This window comes from Streptomyces tibetensis, assembly GCF_007655005.1.
GTDB lineage: Bacteria > Actinomycetota > Actinomycetes > Streptomycetales > Streptomycetaceae > Streptomyces > Streptomyces tibetensis.
On the sequence record NZ_SZVW01000004.1, the window covers coordinates 395,938 to 415,697 of the forward strand.

At 70.5% G+C, this 19,760-nt stretch carries 16 protein-coding genes; 7 read left to right on the forward strand and 9 right to left on the reverse strand.

All coding sequences use genetic code 11. From position 1 onward, the window contains the following. Positions 1-68: 68 nt before the first annotated feature. From aspS to FDO69_RS09045, 3 genes are all read left to right on the forward strand, one after another. Positions 69-1,832 (forward strand): aspartate--tRNA ligase, encoded by a 1,764-nt coding sequence (gene aspS / locus FDO69_RS09035; protein ID WP_104779209.1) that lies wholly within the window; start codon positions 69-71, stop codon positions 1,830-1,832. A gap of 117 nt (positions 1,833-1,949) precedes the next feature. After that, entirely contained in the window at positions 1,950-2,921 is a 972-nt protein-coding gene (locus tag FDO69_RS09040; RefSeq protein WP_104779210.1) for an intradiol ring-cleavage dioxygenase, read from the forward strand. A 169-nt stretch (positions 2,922-3,090) separates the two neighbouring features. Continuing rightward, positions 3,091-4,446: an MFS transporter gene (locus FDO69_RS09045; protein WP_104779211.1), complete on the forward strand. Its 1,356-nt coding sequence runs from the start codon at positions 3,091-3,093 to the stop codon at positions 4,444-4,446. A gap of 67 nt (positions 4,447-4,513) precedes the next feature. Here FDO69_RS09045 and FDO69_RS09050 read toward each other — a convergent pair whose 3' ends face one another. Further along, the gene (locus tag FDO69_RS09050; RefSeq protein ID WP_104779212.1) at positions 4,514-5,392 is read right to left on the reverse strand and encodes a hypothetical protein; all 879 of its coding nucleotides are present in this window, start codon (positions 5,390-5,392) and stop codon (positions 4,514-4,516) included. A 154-nt stretch (positions 5,393-5,546) separates the two neighbouring features. On the opposite strand from FDO69_RS09050, the gene FDO69_RS09055 reads away from it, so the two are divergent. Further along, complete coding sequence (locus FDO69_RS09055) at positions 5,547-5,966, forward strand: hypothetical protein (RefSeq protein ID WP_104779213.1); 420 nt, start codon at positions 5,547-5,549, stop codon at positions 5,964-5,966. Between the two features lie 91 nt (positions 5,967-6,057). Here the strand turns inward: FDO69_RS09055 and FDO69_RS09060 are convergent, their stop codons facing one another. The 4 genes from FDO69_RS09060 to FDO69_RS09075 all read right to left on the reverse strand — a co-directional run bounded on the left by FDO69_RS09060 (position 6,058) and on the right by FDO69_RS09075 (position 11,088). Continuing rightward, positions 6,058-6,561 (reverse strand): hypothetical protein, encoded by a 504-nt coding sequence (locus FDO69_RS09060; protein ID WP_138430078.1) that lies wholly within the window; start codon positions 6,559-6,561, stop codon positions 6,058-6,060. A gap of 91 nt (positions 6,562-6,652) precedes the next feature. Then, positions 6,653-7,018: a PH domain-containing protein gene (locus FDO69_RS09065; RefSeq protein WP_104779215.1), complete on the reverse strand. Its 366-nt coding sequence runs from the start codon at positions 7,016-7,018 to the stop codon at positions 6,653-6,655. A 164-nt stretch (positions 7,019-7,182) separates the two neighbouring features. Continuing rightward, on the reverse strand, positions 7,183-8,898 hold the full coding sequence (gene metG / locus FDO69_RS09070) for a methionine--tRNA ligase (protein WP_104779216.1): 1,716 nt from the start codon (positions 8,896-8,898) through the stop codon (positions 7,183-7,185). Positions 8,899-9,045: 147 nt separating this feature from the next. Beyond that, a complete protein-coding gene (locus FDO69_RS09075; RefSeq protein WP_104779217.1) occupies positions 9,046-11,088 on the reverse strand; it encodes a VWA domain-containing protein in 2,043 nt (680 codons plus the stop codon). Positions 11,089-11,367: 279 nt separating this feature from the next. Here FDO69_RS09075 and FDO69_RS09080 point away from each other — a divergent pair, with 279 nt between their 5' ends. Continuing rightward, entirely contained in the window at positions 11,368-13,464 is a 2,097-nt protein-coding gene (locus tag FDO69_RS09080; RefSeq protein WP_104779218.1) for a PhoX family protein, read from the forward strand. 154 nt (positions 13,465-13,618) lie between these two features. On the opposite strand, the gene FDO69_RS09085 is transcribed toward FDO69_RS09080, so the two are convergent. Continuing rightward, positions 13,619-14,578 (reverse strand): LysR family transcriptional regulator, encoded by a 960-nt coding sequence (locus tag FDO69_RS09085; RefSeq protein WP_104779219.1) that lies wholly within the window; start codon positions 14,576-14,578, stop codon positions 13,619-13,621. A 172-nt stretch (positions 14,579-14,750) separates the two neighbouring features. Here FDO69_RS09085 and snpA point away from each other — a divergent pair, with 172 nt between their 5' ends. Then, positions 14,751-15,434, forward strand: coding sequence for a snapalysin (gene snpA, locus FDO69_RS09090; protein WP_104779220.1), 684 nt, complete (start codon positions 14,751-14,753; stop codon positions 15,432-15,434). A gap of 66 nt (positions 15,435-15,500) precedes the next feature. Here snpA and FDO69_RS09095 read toward each other — a convergent pair whose 3' ends face one another. Both FDO69_RS09095 and FDO69_RS09100 read right to left on the reverse strand, forming a co-directional pair. Then, positions 15,501-16,502, reverse strand: a complete 1,002-nt coding sequence (locus FDO69_RS09095; protein WP_104779221.1) for an endonuclease/exonuclease/phosphatase family protein — start codon at positions 16,500-16,502, stop codon at positions 15,501-15,503. A gap of 43 nt (positions 16,503-16,545) precedes the next feature. Beyond that, complete coding sequence (locus FDO69_RS09100) at positions 16,546-17,355, reverse strand: alpha/beta fold hydrolase (protein ID WP_104779222.1); 810 nt, start codon at positions 17,353-17,355, stop codon at positions 16,546-16,548. Positions 17,356-17,434: 79 nt separating this feature from the next. Between FDO69_RS09100 and FDO69_RS09105 the strand changes: the two genes are divergently transcribed. Next, positions 17,435-18,781: an aminotransferase-like domain-containing protein gene (locus tag FDO69_RS09105; protein WP_104779223.1), complete on the forward strand. Its 1,347-nt coding sequence runs from the start codon at positions 17,435-17,437 to the stop codon at positions 18,779-18,781. Here the strand turns inward: FDO69_RS09105 and FDO69_RS09110 are convergent. Beyond that, a complete protein-coding gene (locus tag FDO69_RS09110) occupies positions 18,678-19,646 on the reverse strand; it encodes a hypothetical protein (RefSeq protein ID WP_234387879.1) in 969 nt (322 codons plus the stop codon). The two genes, FDO69_RS09105 and FDO69_RS09110, sit on opposite strands and share 104 nt — an antisense overlap. Positions 19,647-19,760: the final 114 nt, after the last annotated feature.

The window sequence follows — 19,760 nt, forward strand, 5'->3', positions numbered from 1 at the left end:
CCCGGTACGCTGGGGAGGCGTTTCACGTGAAACACAGACCCCGATCAGCGAAGACTGGATGAACGACGATGCATCGGTACAGGTCCCACACCTGCGGCGAGCTCCGCTCCTCTGACGTCGGCACCGACGTCCGGCTGAGTGGCTGGCTGCACAATCGGCGCGACCTGGGCGGCATCCTCTTCATCGATCTGCGCGATCACTACGGCATCACGCAGCTCGTGGCCCGTCCCGGCACTCCCGCCTACGAGGCCCTGGACAAGCTGTCCAAGGAGTCGACCGTCCGCGTCGACGGCAAGGTCGTCTCCCGGGGTGCCGAGAACATCAACCCCGAGCTGCCGACCGGCGAGATCGAGGTCGAGGTCGGCGAGGTCGAGCTGCTCGGCGCGGCGGCCCCGCTGCCCTTCACGATCAACGCCGAGGACGGGGTCAACGAGGAGCGGCGCCTGGAGTACCGCTTCCTCGACCTGCGTCGCGAGCGCATGCACAAGAACATCATGCTGCGGTCGTCGGTGATCGCCTCGATCCGCTCGAAGATGGTCGCCCTCGGGTTCAACGAGATGGCGACGCCGATCCTGTCCGCGACCTCCCCCGAGGGCGCCCGCGACTTCGTCGTCCCCTCCCGCCTGAACCCGGGCAAGTTCTACGCCCTTCCCCAGGCGCCCCAGCAGTTCAAGCAGCTGCTGATGATCTCCGGCTTCGACCGGTACTTCCAGATCGCGCCCTGCTTCCGTGACGAGGACGCGCGCGCCGACCGCTCGCCGGGCGAGTTCTACCAGCTCGACATCGAGATGAGCTTCGTCGAGCAGGAGGACGTCTTCCGGCCCGTCGAGAAGCTCATGACCGAGCTGTTCGAGGAGTTCGGCGGCGGCCGCCACGTCACCTCGCCGTTCCCGCGGATCCCGTTCCGCGAGGCGATGCTGAAGTACGGCTCCGACAAGCCCGACCTGCGCGCCCAGCTCGAACTCGTCGACATCACCGACATCTTCGAGGGCTCGGAGTTCAAGGCGTTCGCCGGCAAGCACGTCCGCGCACTGCCCGTGCCGGACGTCTCCGGCCAGCCGCGCAAGTTCTTCGACCAGCTCGGCGACTACGCCGTCTCGCAGGGCGCCAAGGGCCTGGCCTGGGTCCGCGTCGCCGAGGACGGCTCGCTGACCGGCCCGATCGCGAAGTTCCTCACCGAGGAGAACGTCGCCGAACTGACCAAGCGCCTGTCGCTCGCGGCCGGTCACGCGGTCTTCTTCGGCGCGGGCGAGTTCGACGAGGTCTCCAAGATCATGGGCGCGGTGCGGGTCGAGGCCGCCAAGCGTGCCGGGCACTTCGAGGAGGGCGTGTTCCGGTTCTGCTGGATCGTCGACTTCCCGATGTACGAGAAGGACGAGGAGACCGGCGCGATCGACTTCTCGCACAACCCGTTCTCCATGCCGCAGGGCGGCCTGGAGGCCCTGGAAACCCAGGACCCGCTGGACATCCTCGGCTGGCAGTACGACATCGTCTGCAACGGCGTCGAGCTGTCCTCCGGCGCGATCCGGAACCACGAGCCGGAGATCATGCTTAAGGCCTTCGAGATCGCCGGGTACGACCGCGAGACCGTCGAGGAGAAGTTCGCCGGCATGCTGCGGGCCCTCCGCTTCGGCGCCCCGCCGCACGGCGGCATCGCCCCGGGCGTCGACCGCATCGTCATGCTGCTCGCCGACGAGCCCAACATCCGCGAGACCATCGCCTTCCCGCTCAACGGCAACGCCCAGGACCTGATGATGGGCGCGCCGACGGAGCTGGAGGAGGCACGGCTGAAGGAACTGCACCTGTCGGTGCGCAAGCCGCAGCCGAAGTAGGCGAACTCCCGTGAGTGGCTCGGAACCGGCGCCGGTTCCGAGCCACTTTCGCGTCCAGGGCTCCCACCCAGCTCTTACCCAGGCTCCTGACAGCCGTGCTCCCTAGCTTCCTTTCTCATGACGGGACAGGAGACGGCCCCAGGGCCGAAACACAAGAGGGATCTGACGCGCCGTAAGGTCATCGTCGCGGGTGCCGGTGCGGTGGTCGCGGCGGGGGTCGGCGGTTCGTTCGCGGCGGGCGCGTTCGCCGGCGAGGAGACCACGACAGCGCAGGGCAGGACGGCCGGGACCTCCGGCGAGGCCTGCTACCGGTTGACGTCCGAGACGACCGAAGGCCCCTACTACATCGACGCGGACAAGCTCCGCCGGGACATCACCGAGGACCAGGAGGGCATTCCGCTCACCCTGCGTCTGAAGGTGATCGACTCCGACACCTGCAAGCCCCTGGCGAACGCCGCCGTCGACATCTGGCACTGCAACGCGCTGGGCGTGTACTCCGGGTACGAGGCGATGGGCAGCGGGGGCGGTGGAGGGGGCGGTGGCGGCACGCCTCCCTCCGGTACGCCGACCGGGAGCCCCACGGGTGCGCCCCCTGGTGGCGGTGGCGGGGGCGGTGGGGGTCACGAGGAGCCCACCGACGACGAGCGCTACCTGCGCGGCACGTGGCGGACGGACAAGAGGGGCGAGGTCGTCTTCCGCACGGTCTTCCCCGGCTGGTACCAGGGCCGCTGCGTCCACATCCACACCAAGGTGCACGTGAACGGCACCTGGACCGCCGCCGGCTACGAGGGCGGCACGACCTGCCACACCGGCCAGCTCTTCTTCGACGAGGCGTCCGTGCTGGCCACGGCCGAGGTCGCCCCGTACTCCACCAACACCGCCACCCGCACGACCCTCGACGAGGACACCATCTACCCGGGCAACGGTACCGAGGGCGGGCTGCTGAAGCTGAAGTACAAGAAGGGGGCCATCGCGAAGGGCGTCGTCGCCACGCTCACCATGGGCGTCGACCCCGAGGCGACGCAGGACGGCACGGGGGACTCGGTCCAGCCGGGCACGTCGGCGTCGGCTTCGGCGACCGTGGGCTGACGCGTACTTGTGGGGCGGACGTGAGCAGGCAGGCCCTGACCGTCCGCCCCGCATTCACATACATGGACTTCTGTCCCACCCGTTGACCCGGAAGGCGGGCCTCCCTAAGGTCCCTTCGGAACGCGTACGTGATTGCTGTTCATGTACGTGTACAGCAAGGGAGACAACGATGTCAGACGCCGCGACAGCGATACCCGAGGCCGAGCAACGGGCGGTGCGCAAGTTCCTGCGCCGCATGCTGCCGATCCTGGTCCTGATGCTGCTGGTCAACCAGATGGACCGGACGAACGTGGGCTTCGTCCAGGACGAACTACGGGCCGACGTCGGAGTCAGCGCCACAGCCTACGGACTCGGCGCGGGCCTGTTCTTCATCGGCTACGCGCTGTTCGAAGTGCCGAGCAACATGTGGCTGGAGCGGTTCGGCGCCCGGGTCTGGCTGACCCGCATCATGATCACGTGGGGTCTGGTGATCGTGGCGATGTGCTTCATCCACAACGTGTGGATGTTCTACGGGCTGCGGTTCCTGCTCGGCGTCGCGGAGGCCGGCTTCTTCCCCGGTGTGCTGCTCTACTTCACCCAGTGGCTGCCGGACTCCAGCCGGGGCCGGGCCAGTGCGATCTTCCTGGGCGGCTCGGCGACGGCGTACATCGTGACGGGCCCGATCACGGGCGCGCTTCTCGAACTGCACGGCGCGGGCGGCATCGCGGGCTGGCGCTGGATGTTCGCCCTGGAAGGCGCCTTCTCCATCCTGGTCGGCTTCATCGCCGGGTTCTTCCTGGTCTCCCGCATCCAGGACGCGAAGTGGCTGACGCCGGAGGAGAAGGACGCGCTGAGCGAGGCGGTGGCGCGGGACAGGGAGGTGCGTGACCGTGCCCCGTCGGTGTCGCGCCGGAAGCTGATCTTCCACCCGCAGGTGGCCGTACTGACCTCCGTCTTCTTCGCGATGGCGCTCACCGGCTACGCGATCACGTTCTGGCTGCCGAGTCTGGTGGAGGAGATCGGCGGGCTGTCGCCCTTCCAGGTCGGGCTGCTGTCGGCGATCCCCTGGATCTGCGCGGTGATCGCGATGTACACGACGAGCCACTTCACGGACCGGGCCCCCGACCGCCGCCCCTATCTGGCGATCGCCCTGGTCCTGTCCGCCATCGGCACGTTCCTCGCCACGCTGGGCTCCCCCTGGTTCGGCCTCGCCGCGCTCACCTTGGCGGCGGTGGGCGGCAAGTGCGCGGCCACCCTGTTCTGGCCGATGGCCCAGTCCGGCCTCGACCTGAAGATCGCGGCGCCGGGTCTGGCCCTGGTCAACTCCATAGGAAACCTCGGCGGTTTCGTGTCGCCGACCTTGTTCGGCTACCTGAAGGACACGACGGGGAGTACGAACGGCGGCCTGTACACGCTGTCGGCGGCGTCGATCCTGGCGGTGCTGGGGGTGGCGTTCGTGCGGCACACGCAGCGTGGTGAGCGGACGGGGTCGGGCGGGAAGATCGCGGCGGTGACGGGGAAGCCGGCAGTGGGCGAGGCCCGCTGACCCACCCCGACTCAGGCCTGGGGCCGGCCTCCTGTGGAGGGGGCGGGCCCTTGCCGTTCCCGCCCGATCACGCCTCGGCGAACAGGTCCTCCGCCGTGGTGGCCGTCAGGGAGCGGTCGAACCAGAGGGTGAGGGTGTCGAGGTCGGTGCAGGTGGTGATGCGGTCGCGGGTGTCCTGGGGGATGCCGATGCCGCGTTTCTCCAGGATGCTCAGGATGGATTCGGCCTTGCCCTCGGCCTTGCCCTCCAGGTACGTCTCCTCGAAGAGGGTTCCCCTGCCCGGGAAGTAAGTGGCGACCATCTTCTCCAGCTCTCTCCATGTCTCCAGGACCGGAGTATCCTCCAGTCCGACTTCCAGCCATTCGCACCAGTACTTCGCCGTTGCCTTGTCGAACGACCGCATCCCGCGGGCCAGCAATTCCACTATGGCGGCGGCGTTTGCGCTTTCGCTATGGACGACGGCCGAGAGTGTGGCCAGCGCCGGTTGCCGGGCTACGACGGACTCGTCGGTGATCTCCGGAACGTTGTTGGGGCCCAGCACGAAGGGGCGGGTGCTCTGCGTCGTCCAAGTTCGGACGCTGCACTCGAAGGGTCCGGCAGCCCAGGACGCGGTCGGCCGATTCTTGCAGACGGCGACGAGCAGCACGGGCATGCCGTACTTCGCGTGCAGGTGCGCCACGTAATAGGGCCAGCTGAACCCCTTGTCAGGGGCCGGAGCGGTCTGGGCCTCGACAGCGATGAGGAAGCCGTCTCCCTCGGACGGCTCGACCTTGAGCACCGTATCCACCCGGCGCTCCAGCGGCTTGATCTCCGTGGCGTCGGACGACAGGACCTCGATAATCGCCTTGGCGGGCGGCGGCAGACCCAATGCCTCGAAAACGGGGGTGAGAACCTCCGGATGGTCCTGGAAGATCCGGTGCGAGGTCTCATGGGTTGATGTGACCATGTGTGCAAGCTAGATCCATCGGAGAGGAACGCATCGGGTGAACGAAATGCGTTCACTCTTTCGGGAGTGGCAAAACGATCCATCGTGCGTTCGCAGACCGGCGGCCGATGGAGAAGGTGACCGAAGCTGGGGGCCGAAGGAGAACGGGGGGCGTGTGGACGACCACGAGGACCAGATCCTGGCCGACGAGCTTGCCGCTCTGGCTGCCTCTGTCGGGGCTTGGGGTGGCTTGACTCGTTTCGTGGCCAAGCTGATGAGGAAGAACGTGCACGAGATCGACCTGGTGGTCGCCTTGCCGTTCGAAGACACCGTCGAGCGCGTTGCCCACGTGCTCGAACGAGCAGGGCGAAGGGTCGGCCCCGTGGTTGAACGCGTTAGGGATCAACGGACGATCCGTGTCGTAACCGGAGGTGGCGCCGGCGGCATGAACCCTGTCGTGGTCACCGCACTGGTGACGAAGAGCGGGGCGTCCGACTCGCAGGTCAGGCTCCGTGCTGCTGCCAAAGAGGGCTTGATCAGGCAGCGGGCGGGCGAGCAGACCGCTACCCGGCTTGCGGCGTTGCTGGACACTTAGACCGTGGCGTGGATTGCCGGCTGCCGACGCGCGCATCGTCGCTGCGAACGCAAGCCCGAACACTCCGCGAATCCACGAATCGGATGCTCAGTCAGGTATCGGTTCCTAACGCCCGCCGTGCGGCGACCTGGAACGCGACCTCCAGGGGCTTCTTGGCCTCGAACCCAGCCATGAAGTGCCGGTCGTGCTCCGCGAGACTCCCAGTACCCTGCTGGATCGCGGCTTGAATCCAGATGCCAGTCGCCAGCTCCCAATGCCTCAGAGCTTCTCGCAAATCCTCAGCGGCCGCAGCCACAGTATGCGGGCCGGCCATGGTGACTGCCGCTGACGCGGCACTGAACTGAGTCCAGGCGTCGTGCACGCTGCGGCGGGCACTTGCCCAGTCTTCGACACCGCTTTCGCCGTGAAGTAGATCGGACGCCTTCCAGGCGGCATTGGAAAGTTGCTTCGCGCAGGTGACAAAGCCTGTATAGGTCTCGCGGCGCAAATCCGCGAGCCAACGCCTCTCCTCTGCGCGATGCTGAGCATCGAGACTCCGGAGCTGCGTGCTCAGGGTGAGCAGTCCTCCGCCTACACCGCCGGCAGCACCGATCACTGCACCAAGTATCGCTGCAACGCTGGCATCCACTCGGCACGCCCTCTCCGCCTTCGATGGCAAGACGAGGTCTTACCCAGGACTGACGCCTCTACCTCGCCACGAACTGGGTCAGGATCGCCTGGACCTCGTAGATGTCGACGCCCTTGGTGAAGGTCTTCTCGATGGGGGTCGGGGTGCCGGAGATCCAGATCTTCAACTCGGCGTCCAGGTCGAACGTGCCCGCCGTCTCCACCGAGAAGTGGGTGATGCTGCGGTACGGGACCGAGTGGTACTCGACCTTCTTGCCGGTGATGCCCTGCTTGTCGATCAGGATCAGGCGGCGGTCCGTGAAGAGGATGGTGTCGCGGATCAGCAGGAACGCGGCGTGCACCTGCTCGCCGTGGCCGAGGAGGCGGGCGTAGTCCTGCTGGGCCGACTGCGGATTCACGGTGTGCGCGTTGCCGAACAGTGCCATGGTGTCCCCCCGTTTGGTTGTCCGGACCGTTCGGTCGGCCGGATGCCTTGCTCAATCCTACGAACAGAGGCCCTCGTAGGGCGATGAGCCTGGGGACGAGCCGGTCGGAGAAACACGTCCGCCCCCAGGAGGAGATCCCCCTAGGGGCGGGTGCGGGGCGGGAGTTACGCCGACTCGCCGCCGAAGCGCTCCTTGTACGACTCCAGGTCCTCGTCCGTGAGCTTGGCGAACAGCACCGGCGGGATGGTGAAGGGGGTGCCGGCCGGGACGGAGGTGAGGGAGCGGGCCTCGTCCGCTGTGGCCCAGGTCGCCGTGTCGTTCTCCAGGGAGAACGCCTCGCGCATCTTCTTCGCCGACGTCGGGATGAACGGCTCGGAGACCACCGCGTAGAGGTGGATCAGGTTCATCGCCGTACGCAGGGTCAGCGCGGCGCCCTCCGGGTTGGTCTTGATCTCCAGCCAGGGGGCCTTCTCCTCCAGGTAGGAGTTGCCTGCCGACCACAGGGCGCGCAGCGCGGCCGCCGCCTTGCGGAACTGGATGGCCTCCATCTGGGCCTCGTACTCCGCGAGCAGGCGGGCGATCTCGTCGCCCAGCTTCGCCTCCGCCTCGCCGGGCTCGGCGCCCGCCGGGACCTCCTCGCCGAAGCGCTTCTTGGAGAAGGACAGGACGCGGTTGACGAAGTTGCCGAGGGTGTCGGCCAGGTCCTTGTTCACCGTGGCCGTGAAGTGCTCCCAGGTGAAGGACGAGTCGTCCGACTCCGGGGCGTTCGCCATCATGAAGTAACGCCAGTAGTCGGCGGGCAGGATGTCGAGGGCGTCGTGCGTGAAGACGCCACGGCGCTGGGACGTGGAGAACTTGCCGCCGTAGTAGTTCAGCCAGTTGAAGGCCTTGATGACGTCGACCTTCTTCCACGGGGCGCGGGTGCCCAGCAGGGTCGCCGGGAACATCACGCTGTGGAAGGGGACGTTGTCCTTGCCCATGAACTGCGTGTAGTGGACGTCGGCGTCCGACTCCCACCACCAGGAGCGCCAGTCGCGGTTGGCCGGGTCCTGGTCCGCCCACTCCTTCGTGGCACCGATGTACTCGATCGGGGCGTCGAACCAGACGTAGAAGACCTTGCCCTCCGCGGCGAGGTCCGGCCAGGTGTCGGCCGGGACCGGGACGCCCCAGTCCAGGTCGCGAGTGATCGCGCGGTCGTGCAGGCCCTCCGTGAGCCACTTGCGGGCGATGGAGGAGGCGAGGACGGGCCAGTTGTCCGCCCGCTCGTCGACCCACGCCTCGACCTCGCCGGCCAGCACCGACTGCAGGAGGAACAGGTGCTTGGTCTCGCGGACCTCCAGGTCGCTGCTGCCGCTGATCGCCGAGCGGGCGTCGATCAGGTCCGTCGGGTCCAGGACGCGCGTGCAGTTCTCGCACTGGTCGCCGCGGGCCTTGTCGTAGCCGCAGTGCGGGCAGGTGCCGATGATGTAGCGGTCGGGCAGGAAGCGGTCGTCGGCGTTCGAGTACACCTGGCGGATCGAACGCTCCTCGATGAAGCCGTTCGCTTTCAGCTCGCGGGCGATCTCCTGCGTGATCTCGTGGTTCTGCGGGGAGGAGCTGCGGCCGAAGTAGTCGAAGGCCAGGCTGAAGCCGTCGTAGATCGCCTTCTGCTGGTGGTGCGCCTCGGTGCAGAACGCGTCCACCGGCACGCCCTGCTCCTTGGCGGCCAGCTCCGCGGGGGTGCCGTGCTCGTCCGTCGCGCAGATGTAGAGGACCTCGTGGCCCCGCTGGCGCAGGTAACGGGAGTAGACGTCCGCCGGGAGCATGGACCCCACCATGTTGCCCAGGTGCTTGATCCCGTTGATGTACGGAAGGGCGCTGGTGATGAGGTGTCGAGCCATCGCGGGCTGCTCCCAAGTCGCTACGTGGAGTGACGATCTCGTGGTCTCGGTCGTCTACGGAACCTTGAAATCGTAGCTGACACGGGTACGCCGCCCGCCTCCCGTTTTACGGGGTGGGAAGCGGGCGGCGTCGTGAGCGGTGGACGGCTACGGGCGCCAGTTCGCCAGTACGCCCTCGTAGAGCTCCGTGTCCGTGAGCTCACGGGGGGTTTCGCCGGCGAGGAAGTGGGACGTGTTGGGGGTCTTGAGCTTGCGGAGGTAGTCGAAGGCCTTGTTCTCCGGGTCTCCGAAGGCGACGAAGGAGAAGAAGACGGCGGGGTGGGTCTTGGCGGCGTCGGTGAGGGCCTGGGTGGCGGGGGTCTTCGCGTCCGGGGCACCGTCGGTCTGGAAGATCACCAGGGCGGGGGTGGTGGATTCCGCCGTCTTGTCGTGGTGGGCGAGGACCGCTTCCACTGCCGCGTGGTAGCTGGTGCGGCCCATGCGGCCGAAGCTCGCGTGCAGGTCGTCGATCTTGTTCTCGTGCTCGGTGAGGGTGATCTCGCCGGTGCCGTCGAGTTCGGTGGAGAAGAAGACGACCGGGACGGTTGCCTCGGGGTCGAGGTGGGCCGCGAGGGCGAGGGTCTGCTCGGCGAGGGCCTGGGCGGAGCCGTCCTTGTAGTACGGGCGCATGGAGGCGGAGCGGTCGAGGACGAGGTAGACCTTGGCGCGGGTGCCGGTGAGGTTGTTCTTCTCGAGGGTGGTGATGGCGGCCTTGTAGGCGGTGGTGAGGCCGGGGGCGTGCTTCTTGAGGGCGGTGAGGGTGAGGGCGGGGCCGGCCTCGGCTGCGGCCTCGCCTGCGGCTTCGGCCGTGTTCTTCTTCCCACCCGCACCACCCGTGCTGCTTTCGTCGCCGGGTGCGGGTGGCCCCTGCGGGGCGGTGTCGCCGTCGGCGGCCGCGGATTCGGGGGCCTTCTCGGACTTCGTCCCCTGATCGGCCTTGGCCGCGGACCCGGCCGCCTTCGTCTTGGCCTTCGGCGCGGCCTTCCGCGTGGCCTTGGGCTCGGCCTTCGGCTTCGCGTCGGCTGTGGGCTCGGCCTTCGGCTTGGCGTCGGCTGTGGGCTCGGGCTCGGCCTTCGGCTTGGCGTCGGCTGTGGGCTCGGGCTCGGCCTTCGGCTTGGCGTCGGCTGTGGGCTCGGGCTCGGCCTTCGGCTTCGCCTCGGCTGTGGGCTCGGGCTTGGGCGTCGGCTCAGCCTTGGCCGTCGGCTCGGGCTCGGGCGTCGGCTCAGCCTTGGCCGTCGGCTCGGGCTTCGGCTCCGCGGGGGTCTCTGCCTGCGGCTCGGGCTTGGCTTCCGCCTTCGTGTCAGCCTCCGCCGCTGCGTCGGACTCGGTCGTCGTCTTCGCGTCGGTCGTCGTCTTCGCGTCGGTCGTCGCCGCGGGCTCGGACTGCGCCTCGTCCGCGGGGCTGCTCTCAGGCTTCTCCGGCGTCGTCGACTCCGGCTCCTCGGCCGTCGCCGGGGCGGCTGCAGCCTGCTTCGGCTCCGACTTCTCCGCCGTGGCCTCGTCCGTCACCGCAGGCTCCTCGGCGACGGGCGTCTGCGCGGAAGCAGCCTCCGCATCTGCGGCCTTCTTGGCCACGGGCGGCTCCGCCACGGCCTTCTGCGCCGCCTCCGGTTCCTCGACAGCAGTCGGCTCTGCGACAACCGCCGGTTCCTCAGTAGCGGCCGGCTTCTCAGCAGCCGCCTTCTCAGCAACAGCAGCCTTCTCAGCCGCCGCCGGTTCCTCAGTAGCGGTCGGCTTCTCAGCAGCCGCCTTCTCAGCCCCCGCCGATTCCTCAGCCCCCGTCGGCTCCCCCGCGTCCGGCCGCTCCGGCGCAGTGGTCTGCTCCCCCTCCGTCGAGCGTGTCGGCCTCGGGACCGCCACGTTGTCGAAGGCCGCCGAGACGAGGTCGTGTTCCCCGGAGTCCGACGTGCGGGGCTCGGGGACGCTTGCCGAAGGCGTGGGGTTCGGTTCCTTGGAGGGGGACGGGACCTTCGGGTCCGGGGCGGGGGGCGCCGGTGCGAGGGTGGCGTCGCGGCCGGTGTCCTCGCTGGTCAGGCCCTCGGTCCCGCCGGTCTCACCGGCGGCCGCCGTACGCGCCGCACCCTCCGCCTCGGCGGTTTGTGTCTTGCGGGATCGTCCGAACGCGTTCCGCAACCGAGTGAGAATGCCCATGTGCGCGCAACCCTTCGCGTGAGTTGAAGCCCGTCAATCCCTGGCCAGGACGGACACGTAAGGTTAGCGGCCCTCCTGCGTGATCTTGGGCAGGGTCTGTCGTCCCAGGTCCACCCTGTCAAGAGCGCATCCGGCCGGTGCAGGTGTCGCCGGGCTGAATCGCCGCAACACCCGTACGGCAGCCGGGGGTTCATTCGTTGTTCACCAGGGCGCCCGGCCACCGCACGTATGTACCCCTACGGTCACGCTGAAACCAAGGGCATCCCAGGGGAGAGTAAAGTGCGCAAGCTGCTGCCGTTGATCGGAACTCCGTCCGGTTCGCACCCCGGCGGCCGGTCCGCCATGACCTGTCGCTTCCGATGTGGTGACGCCTGCTTCCACGAGGTGCCCAACACCAGCTCCAACGAGTACGTCGGCGACGTGATCGCCGGTGCGATCGACCGCCGGTCGATGATGCGTGCCGCGGCCGTGGTGACCGTGGCCGCCGCCGGAGCGGGTGCCGCCGGTCTCGCGCGCGCTCCGCAGGCCGCCGCCTCCCCGGCTGCCGGCGCCCCGTCCGCCGCTGCCGCGTCCGACGTCGCCCGGCGCAAGCACAAGGGTGCGCGCGGGCTGCGCTTCGCGCCCGTCGCGCCCAACACCGCCGACACGGTCACCGTGCCGGAGGGATACCGGCAGAACGTCGTCATCCGCTGGGGCGAGCCCATCCTGCGCGGCGCGCCCGCCTTCGACCCGGAGAAGCAGACCGCCAAGGCCCAGGCCGGGCAGTTCGGGTACAACTGCGACTTCCTCGCCCTGCTGCCGCTGCCCGGGGAGCCCGGCCGGCAGCTGCTCGTCGCCAATCACGAGTACACCGACGAGATCCTGATGTTCCGCGGGTACGACGCCGCCCGTCCGACCCGGGAGCAGGTCGAGGTCGCCTGGGCCGCGCACGGGCTGTCCGCCGTCGTCGTCGAGGGGGACCGGAAGACGGGCAAGCTCACCCCCGTCCCCCGGCACCGGCTGAACCGGCGCGTCACCGCCACCACCGAGTTCCGGCTCACCGGTCCCGTCGCCGGTTCCGAGCTCGTGAAGACCTCCGCCGACCCGACCGGCACCAAGGTGCTCGGCACGCTCAACAACTGCTCGGGCGGTGTCACCCCGTGGGGCACGACCCTGCACGGCGAGGAGAACTTCAACCAGTACTTCGCCAACAGCGGCCGGGCGACCGACAAGCGGTACGGCATCGGCACTGGGGCGAGCGAGCGGAAGTGGGAGAGGTTCGACAAGCGGTTCGACGTCGCCCAGGAGCCGAACGAGGTGCACCGGTTCGGGTACGTCGTGGAGTTCGATCCGTACGATCCCGAGTCCACGCCTCGTAAGCACACCGCTCTCGGGCGGTTCAAGCACGAGGCGGCGACCGTGCGGCTCACGCAGGACGGCCGTCCCGTCGTGTACTCCGGTGACGACGAGCGGTTCGACTACTTCTACAAGTTCGTCGGCAGCAAGCGGATGCGCCACGGCTCCTCCCGGGCCGTCCGCGAGCACAACCTCTCCCTGCTCGACGAGGGCACGCTGTACGTCGCCAAGCTCACCGGTGACTCCCCGGCGATCGAGATCGACGGCACGGGCAAGCTGCCCGGCGACGACGAGTTCGACGGGAGCGGTGAATGGATCCCGCTGGCCACCGCCACCGCGAAGGGTGCCGTCTCGCACGTGGAGGGGATGAGTGCCGAGGAGGTGTTCGTCTTCACGCGGCTCGCCGGTGACAAGGTCGGCGCCACCAAGATGGACCGGCCCGAGGACATCGAGCCCAACCCGGTGACCGGCAAGGTGTACGTCGCCCTGACCAACAACACCAACCGGGGCGTCGGCTCGAACGCCACGGCGGACGAGGCCAACCCGCGCAACGCCAACAAGCACGGGCACGTGCTGGAGCTCACCGAGCGGTGGAACCGGCCCGAGAGCACCCGGTTCGCCTGGTCGCTGTTCCTCGTCGCCGGTGACCCGGACGACCCGGCGACCTACTTCGCCGGGTTCCCGAAGGACGCCGTCAGCCAGATCTCCTGCCCGGACAACGTGGCCTTCGACCCGTACGGCAACCTGTGGATCTCCACCGACGGTGCCCAGCTCGGCTCGCACGACGGCCTGTTCGGTGTGGCGACCCGGGGTGAGCGGCGCGGCGAGCTCAAGCAGTTCCTGACCGTGCCGAAGGGTGCCGAGACCTGCGGGCCGATCATCCAGGACCGGCGCGTCCTGGTCTCCGTGCAGCACCCGGGCGAGATCGACGGCGCGTCCGTGGAGAAGCCGGCCAGCACCTGGCCCGACGGGCCCGGGACGTACGTCCGGCCGGCGGTCGTGGCCGTCTGGCGTGCCGACGGGCGCGACATCGGCGTCTGAGTCACCTGGCAGCAGTCATCCGTCCGAGCTGCTTGGCAGCAGCCGATCGTTCGAGCTGCTTGGCAGCAGCCCATCGTCGGAGCCGCCCGGCAGCAGCGGTTCGTCCGAGCCGCCCGGCAGCAGCGGTTCGTCCGAGCCGCCCGGCAGCAGCCGTTCACGGAAGGGCTGGGCTCGGGGGTCTGAGAGGGCCCCCGGGTTCCGGCCGTTCCCGCGCCGGCCACTCCCGGTAGGCCGGTGCCTGCCGGGCCACCTCCCCGTACGCCTCCTCCAGCGCGGGGTAGACACCGTCCAGGACGGTCTCCGTGCGGGCCGCGGCGAGCAGCCGCACGCCGAGCGGGTCGCCCTTCAGGCGGCGTACCGCCATGTCGGGGCGCGGGGTGCGGGTGGGCTGGCAGACGGTGACGACCTCGCCGGTCGCGACCATGGCGTCGGCCGTGTGGTAGTCGCCGTGCAGGACGTGCGGGCTGACGCGGGCGTCGCGGAACATCCGCTGGACGGCGTCCCATTCGCCGTCGACCGTGGGGTCGATCATCCAGCGGTCGCCGGCCAGGTCGGCCAGCTCGACCTCCTGCTTCACGGCTGCCGGATGGTCGACGGGCAGGGACACGCACTGCGGTTCGCGTTCCACCAGGACGCGCAGCCGGAGCTCCGCGGGGATGCGCAGCGGGCAACCCTCCACCTCGTGCACGAAGGCGACGTCGAGCTGGCCGTCGGCGACCATGCGGAGCAGGGCGTTGGGGGAGACGTTCATGTGGAGGCTGGGGTTTCGGCCGTGGGCGCGCAGTCGGCGCAGCCAGCCCGCGAGGGCCTTGCTCGCCGTCGAGCCGATGCGGAGCCCGGTGCCGCCGGACGCCGCCGCCCTCGCCTCGGTGACCAGCAGGTGCAGGTCGGCCATCAGCGGCCGGGCCCGGCTGAGGACCAGGCGGCCCAGCGGGGTGGGGCGGCAGCCGGTGTGGGAGCGCAGGAAGAGCGGTCCGCCCAGCTCCTGCTCGATACGGCGCAGTTGAGTGCTCAACGACGGCTGGGCGACGCCCAGCTGCCGGGCGGCACGGTGCAGACTGCCGGTGTCGGCTATGGCGCACAGCGCGCGGAGGTGCCTCACCTCGAGCTCCATGCTCTGTGAGGCTAAAGCGGAATCGCGGCGTTAACCAGCCACATAATCCATCGCTAAACCAGGTGAATTGGGCAGCCGATAGTCCCGTCCTATCCCTGGTTGCCATCATCACAGGCGCCGCACAGGCATCGAGACTCGCCGGTGAGACTCAACCCCACCCAAGGAGTCCTCGATGCGAAAGTCCCTGTCCTCCCTGGCGGTTCTCGGTCTCGGCCTCACGATGGCCGGACTCGGAACGGCTGCCCCCGCCGCGGCGTCCCCGGTCGCGGAGTCCCACGCCGGGTTCGTCGCCAAGTCGTCCGCGTCCGCGTCCGCCGCCGCCGCCGACTCCGACGCGAGCAGAGCCTTCTTCCAGGCGGTCCTGAAGTCCGTCGCCGAGAAGCGCGCCGCGAACCCGAGTGCCACCGCGGCCGTCACCGTCGTCTACGACGCCTCCCGCGCGCCGACGTTCAGTGCCCAGATAGCGCGCAGCACCCAGATATGGAACAGCTCGGTGTCGAACGTGAAGCTCCAGTCGGGCTCCGCTTCGGCGGCCGACTTCAGCTACCGGGAGGGCAACGACTCCCGCGGCTCGTACGCCTCCACGGACGGCCACGGCAGCGGCTACATCTTCCTGGACTACCGGCAGAACCAGCAGTACGACTCCACGCGGGTCACCGCCCACGAGACGGGTCACGTCCTCGGTCTTCCCGACCACTACTCGGGCCCGTGCAGTGAGCTGATGTCCGGCGGCGGGCCCGGCCCGTCCTGCACCAACGCGATCCCGAACGCGACCGAGCGGTCCCGCGTCAACCGGCTGTGGGCCAACGGCTTCGCGGCGGCGATGGACAAGGCCCTGGAGAAGTCGGCCCGTTGAGACCCCATGCGGATGCGGCCGCCCTGCCACGAGGGGCGGCCGCATTCGTGTGCGCCCACGTTCCGGTCAGCGGCGCTCGTGGAGCGTGAGGTCCGTGACGACGGCCCGGTGGTCGGTGTCGGCCAGGTCCAGGATGCGGGTGCGGCTCGCGCCGAAGTCCTCGGACACCAGGACGTGGTCGATCTGCGCGCCGAACGTGGGGGCCGTCCGGGCCGGCCAGGTGGCCGTGCGGTCGGCGCCGTCCAGGCGGGAGGCGTCGCGCAGGCCGGTGTCGAGGATGCGGCGGAAGGCCGCGTGGTCCTGGGAGGCGTTGAAGTCACCGGCCAGGACCAGAGGGGTGCCCGGGTCGGCGCCGGCCGCCTGGCGCAGGGCGCCGAGCTCCCGGCGCCAGAGGTCCACCTGGCCGGGCAGCGGCGGCATGGGGTGGGCGAGCTGGAGGCGTACGGCGTGCCCGTCGACGTCGGCGACCGCCCCGGGCATGCCCATCGTGCCGGGCACGCCCGCGGTGGGCCGGAGCGGGAAGCGGCTGAGGATGACGGAGCCTTCGGAGCCGCCGCCCTCCACGGCCCGGCGGTGCGGGTAGTCCTGGGAGAGGTCCCGCTTCAGCAGCTCGTCGCACGCGTAGTCGCACTCCTCCACGAAGACCACGTCCGGTTTCTCACGGCGTACGGCGGCGACGAGGGAGCCGGTGCCCTGGCCGAACTCGACGTTGGAGGTCAGCACGCGCAGGTCGGCGACCGGGCGGCCCGAGGGGTCGTCGACCTTGCCGTACGGCTCGACGTACCAGGCCAGCAGGCCGAGCAGGACCACGCCCCAGAGCGTGCCGAGCCACCAGCGGGACAGCAGCGTGAGCAGCAGTCCCACGGCGGTGGGGACGAGCAGCCAGGGGAGGAAGGCGAGGAGCTGCGGGACGGGCGTCGTGCCGTCGCCGTCGGCGGCCCGGAAACCGGCGACCACGCTCACTCCGGCGAACAGCAGACCGGCGCACCGGGCGCCCAGCCGCCGCCCGGGCGGACGGTGCTCGCGCCCGTCGTCCCTGGCGGTCCACTCGGCAGCGGCGGTGTCCAAGGCCCGGCCTTCCGTTCGCGGGGTGGGATGCCCGAATCCTCCCTCAAAGACGGGGTGGGGCGGAGGAAGGTTGCCGGGCGTCGACCCGGGCCAGGAATTTCTCCAGCGCGTGATCGAACACGTCCGGGCGTTCCAGGTTCGGCATGTGTGCCGCGCCTTCGATGATGTGCAGCTCCGAGTCCGGGAGGGCCGCGTGCATCGCCCGGGCGCCGGAGACCGGCGTGAAGGTGTCGTCGGCCCCCACCACGACCAGGGCCGGGACGCGGACGCGCGGCAGCAGGGCGGTGTAGTCGGGGCGGCGGGCCCGGGCGCGCAGGGCCGCGGCGGCGCCCTCGGGGGCGGTGGCGGTCATCATGGCGTGGACGTGTGCCTTGACCTCGGCGGACGCGTACGGGGCGACCATCCGCTCCAGGACCTCGTCGGCGTAGCCTCGCATGCCCTCGGCGAGGAGGCGGTCCGCCATGGCGCTGCGGGTGCGCACGCCCTCGGGGGTCTCCGCCGCCGGGAAGGTGTCCGCGAGGACCAGGCCGCGGACGCGCTCGGGGAACAGCCGGTAGCAGTCCATGGCGATCTGTCCGCCCATCGACAGGCCCGCGAGCACGAACGACTCCACCTTCAGCTCGTCCAGCAGGGCCTCGACGTCCCGGGCGAAGTCCGAGAAGTCGGTGACGGCCGGGGTGGTCGGTGAGGCGCCGTAGCCGCGCAGGTCGGGGGCGATGACGCGGCGGGTACCCGGGAACCTGTCGAGTTGCGGGGCCCACATCGTGCGGTCGAAGGGGTGGCCGTGGACGAGGACCAGGGGCAGCCGATGCGTATCGGGGCCTTTGTCCTCGTATGCGAGGAAGGGTGCCATGGCGTCGACCCTAGGGCGCCCAACTACTCGGTGCAATAAGATCTTTGCTCTCGGTGCAATCCAAGGGGGAGACCGGCCGATGAGTGACTACCGGCGCATCGCCGACCGCATCGCCGACGACATCGCCACCGGACGCCTGCGGCCGGGCCAACGGCTGCCGCCGCAGCGGGCGTTCGCACGGCGGCGGGGCGTCGCCCCGTCGACGGCCGGGCGGGTCTACGGCGAACTCGTGCGGCGCGGGCTGGTCGTCGGGGAGGTCGGGCGCGGCACCTTCGTACGGGCCGCACCGGCCGGGCCGGCGGGGCAGGCGCTCATCGAACCCGCCCCGGCCGCCGCACCCGTCAACCTGGAGCTCAACTACCCCGTCGCGCCCGGCCAGCCGGAGCTGCTCGCCCCCGTGCTCGCGCCGCTGCTGCGCCCCGACGTGCTGGCCGAGGCGCTTTTACCGGCGGCCGCCACCGGCACCGCGGCCGCCCGGGAGGCCGCGGCCACGGTGCTCACCACCCCGGGCTGGCGCCCCGCCCCGGAGCGGCTGCTGTTCACCGGCAACGCCCGGCAGGCCATCGCCGCCGTGCTGGCCTCGCTGGTCCGGCCGGGCGGCCGGGTCGGGGTGGAGCAGCTGACGTATCCGCTGGTCAAGGAGATCGCGGCGCGGCTCGGCATCACCCTCGTGCCGCTGGCCGGGGACGCGGCCGGGCTGCTCCCGGAGGCCGTCGCCGCCGCACACCGCACGGCGCCGCTGTCCGCCCTCTACCTACAGCCGACGCTGCACAACCCGACGTCCCGGACCACCGGCAGGCCGCGGCTGCTGCAACTCGCCCAGCTGCTCCACGACCTGAACCTGCCCGTCGTGGAGGACCGCATCTGGTCCTTCCTGAGGGAGCCCGGTGATCCGCTCGCCGTGCACGCCCCGGCCCTCACCCACGTCGTCGACGGGCTCTCCAAGCGGGTCGCCCCGGGGCTCACCGTCGGGTTCCTCGTGGTGCCGCCCCACCGGGTCGCCGCCGTGGCCGACGCCGTGCGCTCGGGCGGCTGGAGCGCGGGGCGGTTCGCGCTGGAGGCGGCCGTGCGGTGGGCCGGCGAGGGGACGGTGACGCGGCTGGTGGCGGCCAAGCGGGCGGACGCGGCACGGCGGCAGCTGATCCTCGCCGAGGAACTCGCGGGCTTCGCCGTCCGGTCCGACCCGGCCTCCTGCTTCGCCTGGTGGGAGCTGCCCGCCCCGTGGCGCGCCGACACCTTCACGGCCGCCGCCGCCGCGCACGGCATCGCCGTCACGCCCGGCCCCGCCTTCGCCGTCGCCCCCGGGCACACGCCCGACGCCGTCAGGCTCGGGCTCGCGTCGGCTCCGGAACCGGATCTGCGCCGGGCGCTGCGGACCCTCGCGCATGTCGCCGCGCGGCGAGCCGGGGACCGTACCGGCCCGTGACCCAGGCACCGGCCGCCACCGCCAGACCCAGCACGCACAGCAGCCAGGACACCGTGCGCAGGGTGGCCGTGAGGGCGTCGTAGACGGCCCCCGCGGCCGGGCGGTGCAGGGCGTCGGGCAGGTCGGCGAGGGTGAGGCGGCGGCCGATCGCGACGGCGAGGACCAGCAGCGCGCCGCCCAGGGCGGTACCCAGCCCGAGGGCGGTGACCGCGCGGCGGCGGCACGCGGCGACGGCGATCCCGGCGACCGCGAGGACGGCGGCGGCGAGCGGCAGCCAGAAGGCGGCGGTGTCCAGCACGTGGTACCCCTTGCGCAGTCGGTCCGCGTCGTCCGCCGGGAGCACCGGGATCCGCGTGTGCGTGACCGGGATGCGGTGGGCGAACGGCACGTGTTCTTCGGCGAGTCGCTGTTTGAACCGGGCGATGACGGGAGCGGGGTCGACGGTGACCGGGGCGCCGCCGGCGCCGTCGTCGCGCAGGGAGCGCAGCACCGCGTCGTGCACGGCCCGGTTCGCCGCGTCCCAGGCCGCGCGATACGCCTCGGTGCGGGTGAAGGAGCGCGCCGCGTCGTGCACGAACGGTCCGACCGCCCCGCGCAGCGGGCCGGTGTCGACTTGGCGCCCGAGCTCCCGCAGGACACCGTCCCCGACGGCGTCCGCGACCGCGAGCCGCACGTCCGGGTCCACGGCGAGCGGCGCCATCGTCCGGACGTAGCGGCCGGTGTCGGTGAGCCCGTGGGCCGCCCAGGACGCGAGCGTTCCGAGGGGCACGAGCAGGCACGCGAGGACCAGCAGAACGGCCGACAGGACGTTCCGCGGTCGTGGGGGCGCCTTCCCGGCCAGGGGCGCCCGAAAGCGTTCGGACACCCTTCCAGGCAAGCCGCCCCGGGCCGCTCCCGCGAGCGATGTGACGCCGTCCGGCCGCCCGTCTGCCGCGCTACAGCCCGCCCCACCTGCGAGAAAACGCTTCGGGGGAGCCCG

What these genes read in the sequence shown, in the direction of transcription:
- snpA (WP_104779220.1), top strand. Translation starts at nt 14,751, where the DNA reads ATGCGAAAGTCCCTGTCCTCCCTGGCGGTTCTCGGTCTCGGCCTCACG.
- metG (WP_104779216.1), bottom strand. Translation starts at nt 8,898, where the DNA reads ATGGCTCGACACCTCATCACCAGCGCCCTTCCGTACATCAACGGGATC.
- FDO69_RS09105 (WP_104779223.1), top strand. Translation starts at nt 17,435, where the DNA reads ATGAGTGACTACCGGCGCATCGCCGACCGCATCGCCGACGACATCGCC.
- FDO69_RS09100 (WP_104779222.1), bottom strand. Translation starts at nt 17,355, where the DNA reads ATGGCACCCTTCCTCGCATACGAGGACAAAGGCCCCGATACGCATCGG.
- FDO69_RS09050 (WP_104779212.1), bottom strand. Translation starts at nt 5,392, where the DNA reads ATGGTCACATCAACCCATGAGACCTCGCACCGGATCTTCCAGGACCAT.
- FDO69_RS09075 (WP_104779217.1), bottom strand. Translation starts at nt 11,088, where the DNA reads ATGGGCATTCTCACTCGGTTGCGGAACGCGTTCGGACGATCCCGCAAG.
- aspS (WP_104779209.1), top strand. Translation starts at nt 69, where the DNA reads ATGCATCGGTACAGGTCCCACACCTGCGGCGAGCTCCGCTCCTCTGAC.
- FDO69_RS09040 (WP_104779210.1), top strand. Translation starts at nt 1,950, where the DNA reads ATGACGGGACAGGAGACGGCCCCAGGGCCGAAACACAAGAGGGATCTG.
- FDO69_RS09045 (WP_104779211.1), top strand. Translation starts at nt 3,091, where the DNA reads ATGTCAGACGCCGCGACAGCGATACCCGAGGCCGAGCAACGGGCGGTG.
- FDO69_RS09065 (WP_104779215.1), bottom strand. Translation starts at nt 7,018, where the DNA reads ATGGCACTGTTCGGCAACGCGCACACCGTGAATCCGCAGTCGGCCCAG.
- FDO69_RS09085 (WP_104779219.1), bottom strand. Translation starts at nt 14,578, where the DNA reads ATGGAGCTCGAGGTGAGGCACCTCCGCGCGCTGTGCGCCATAGCCGAC.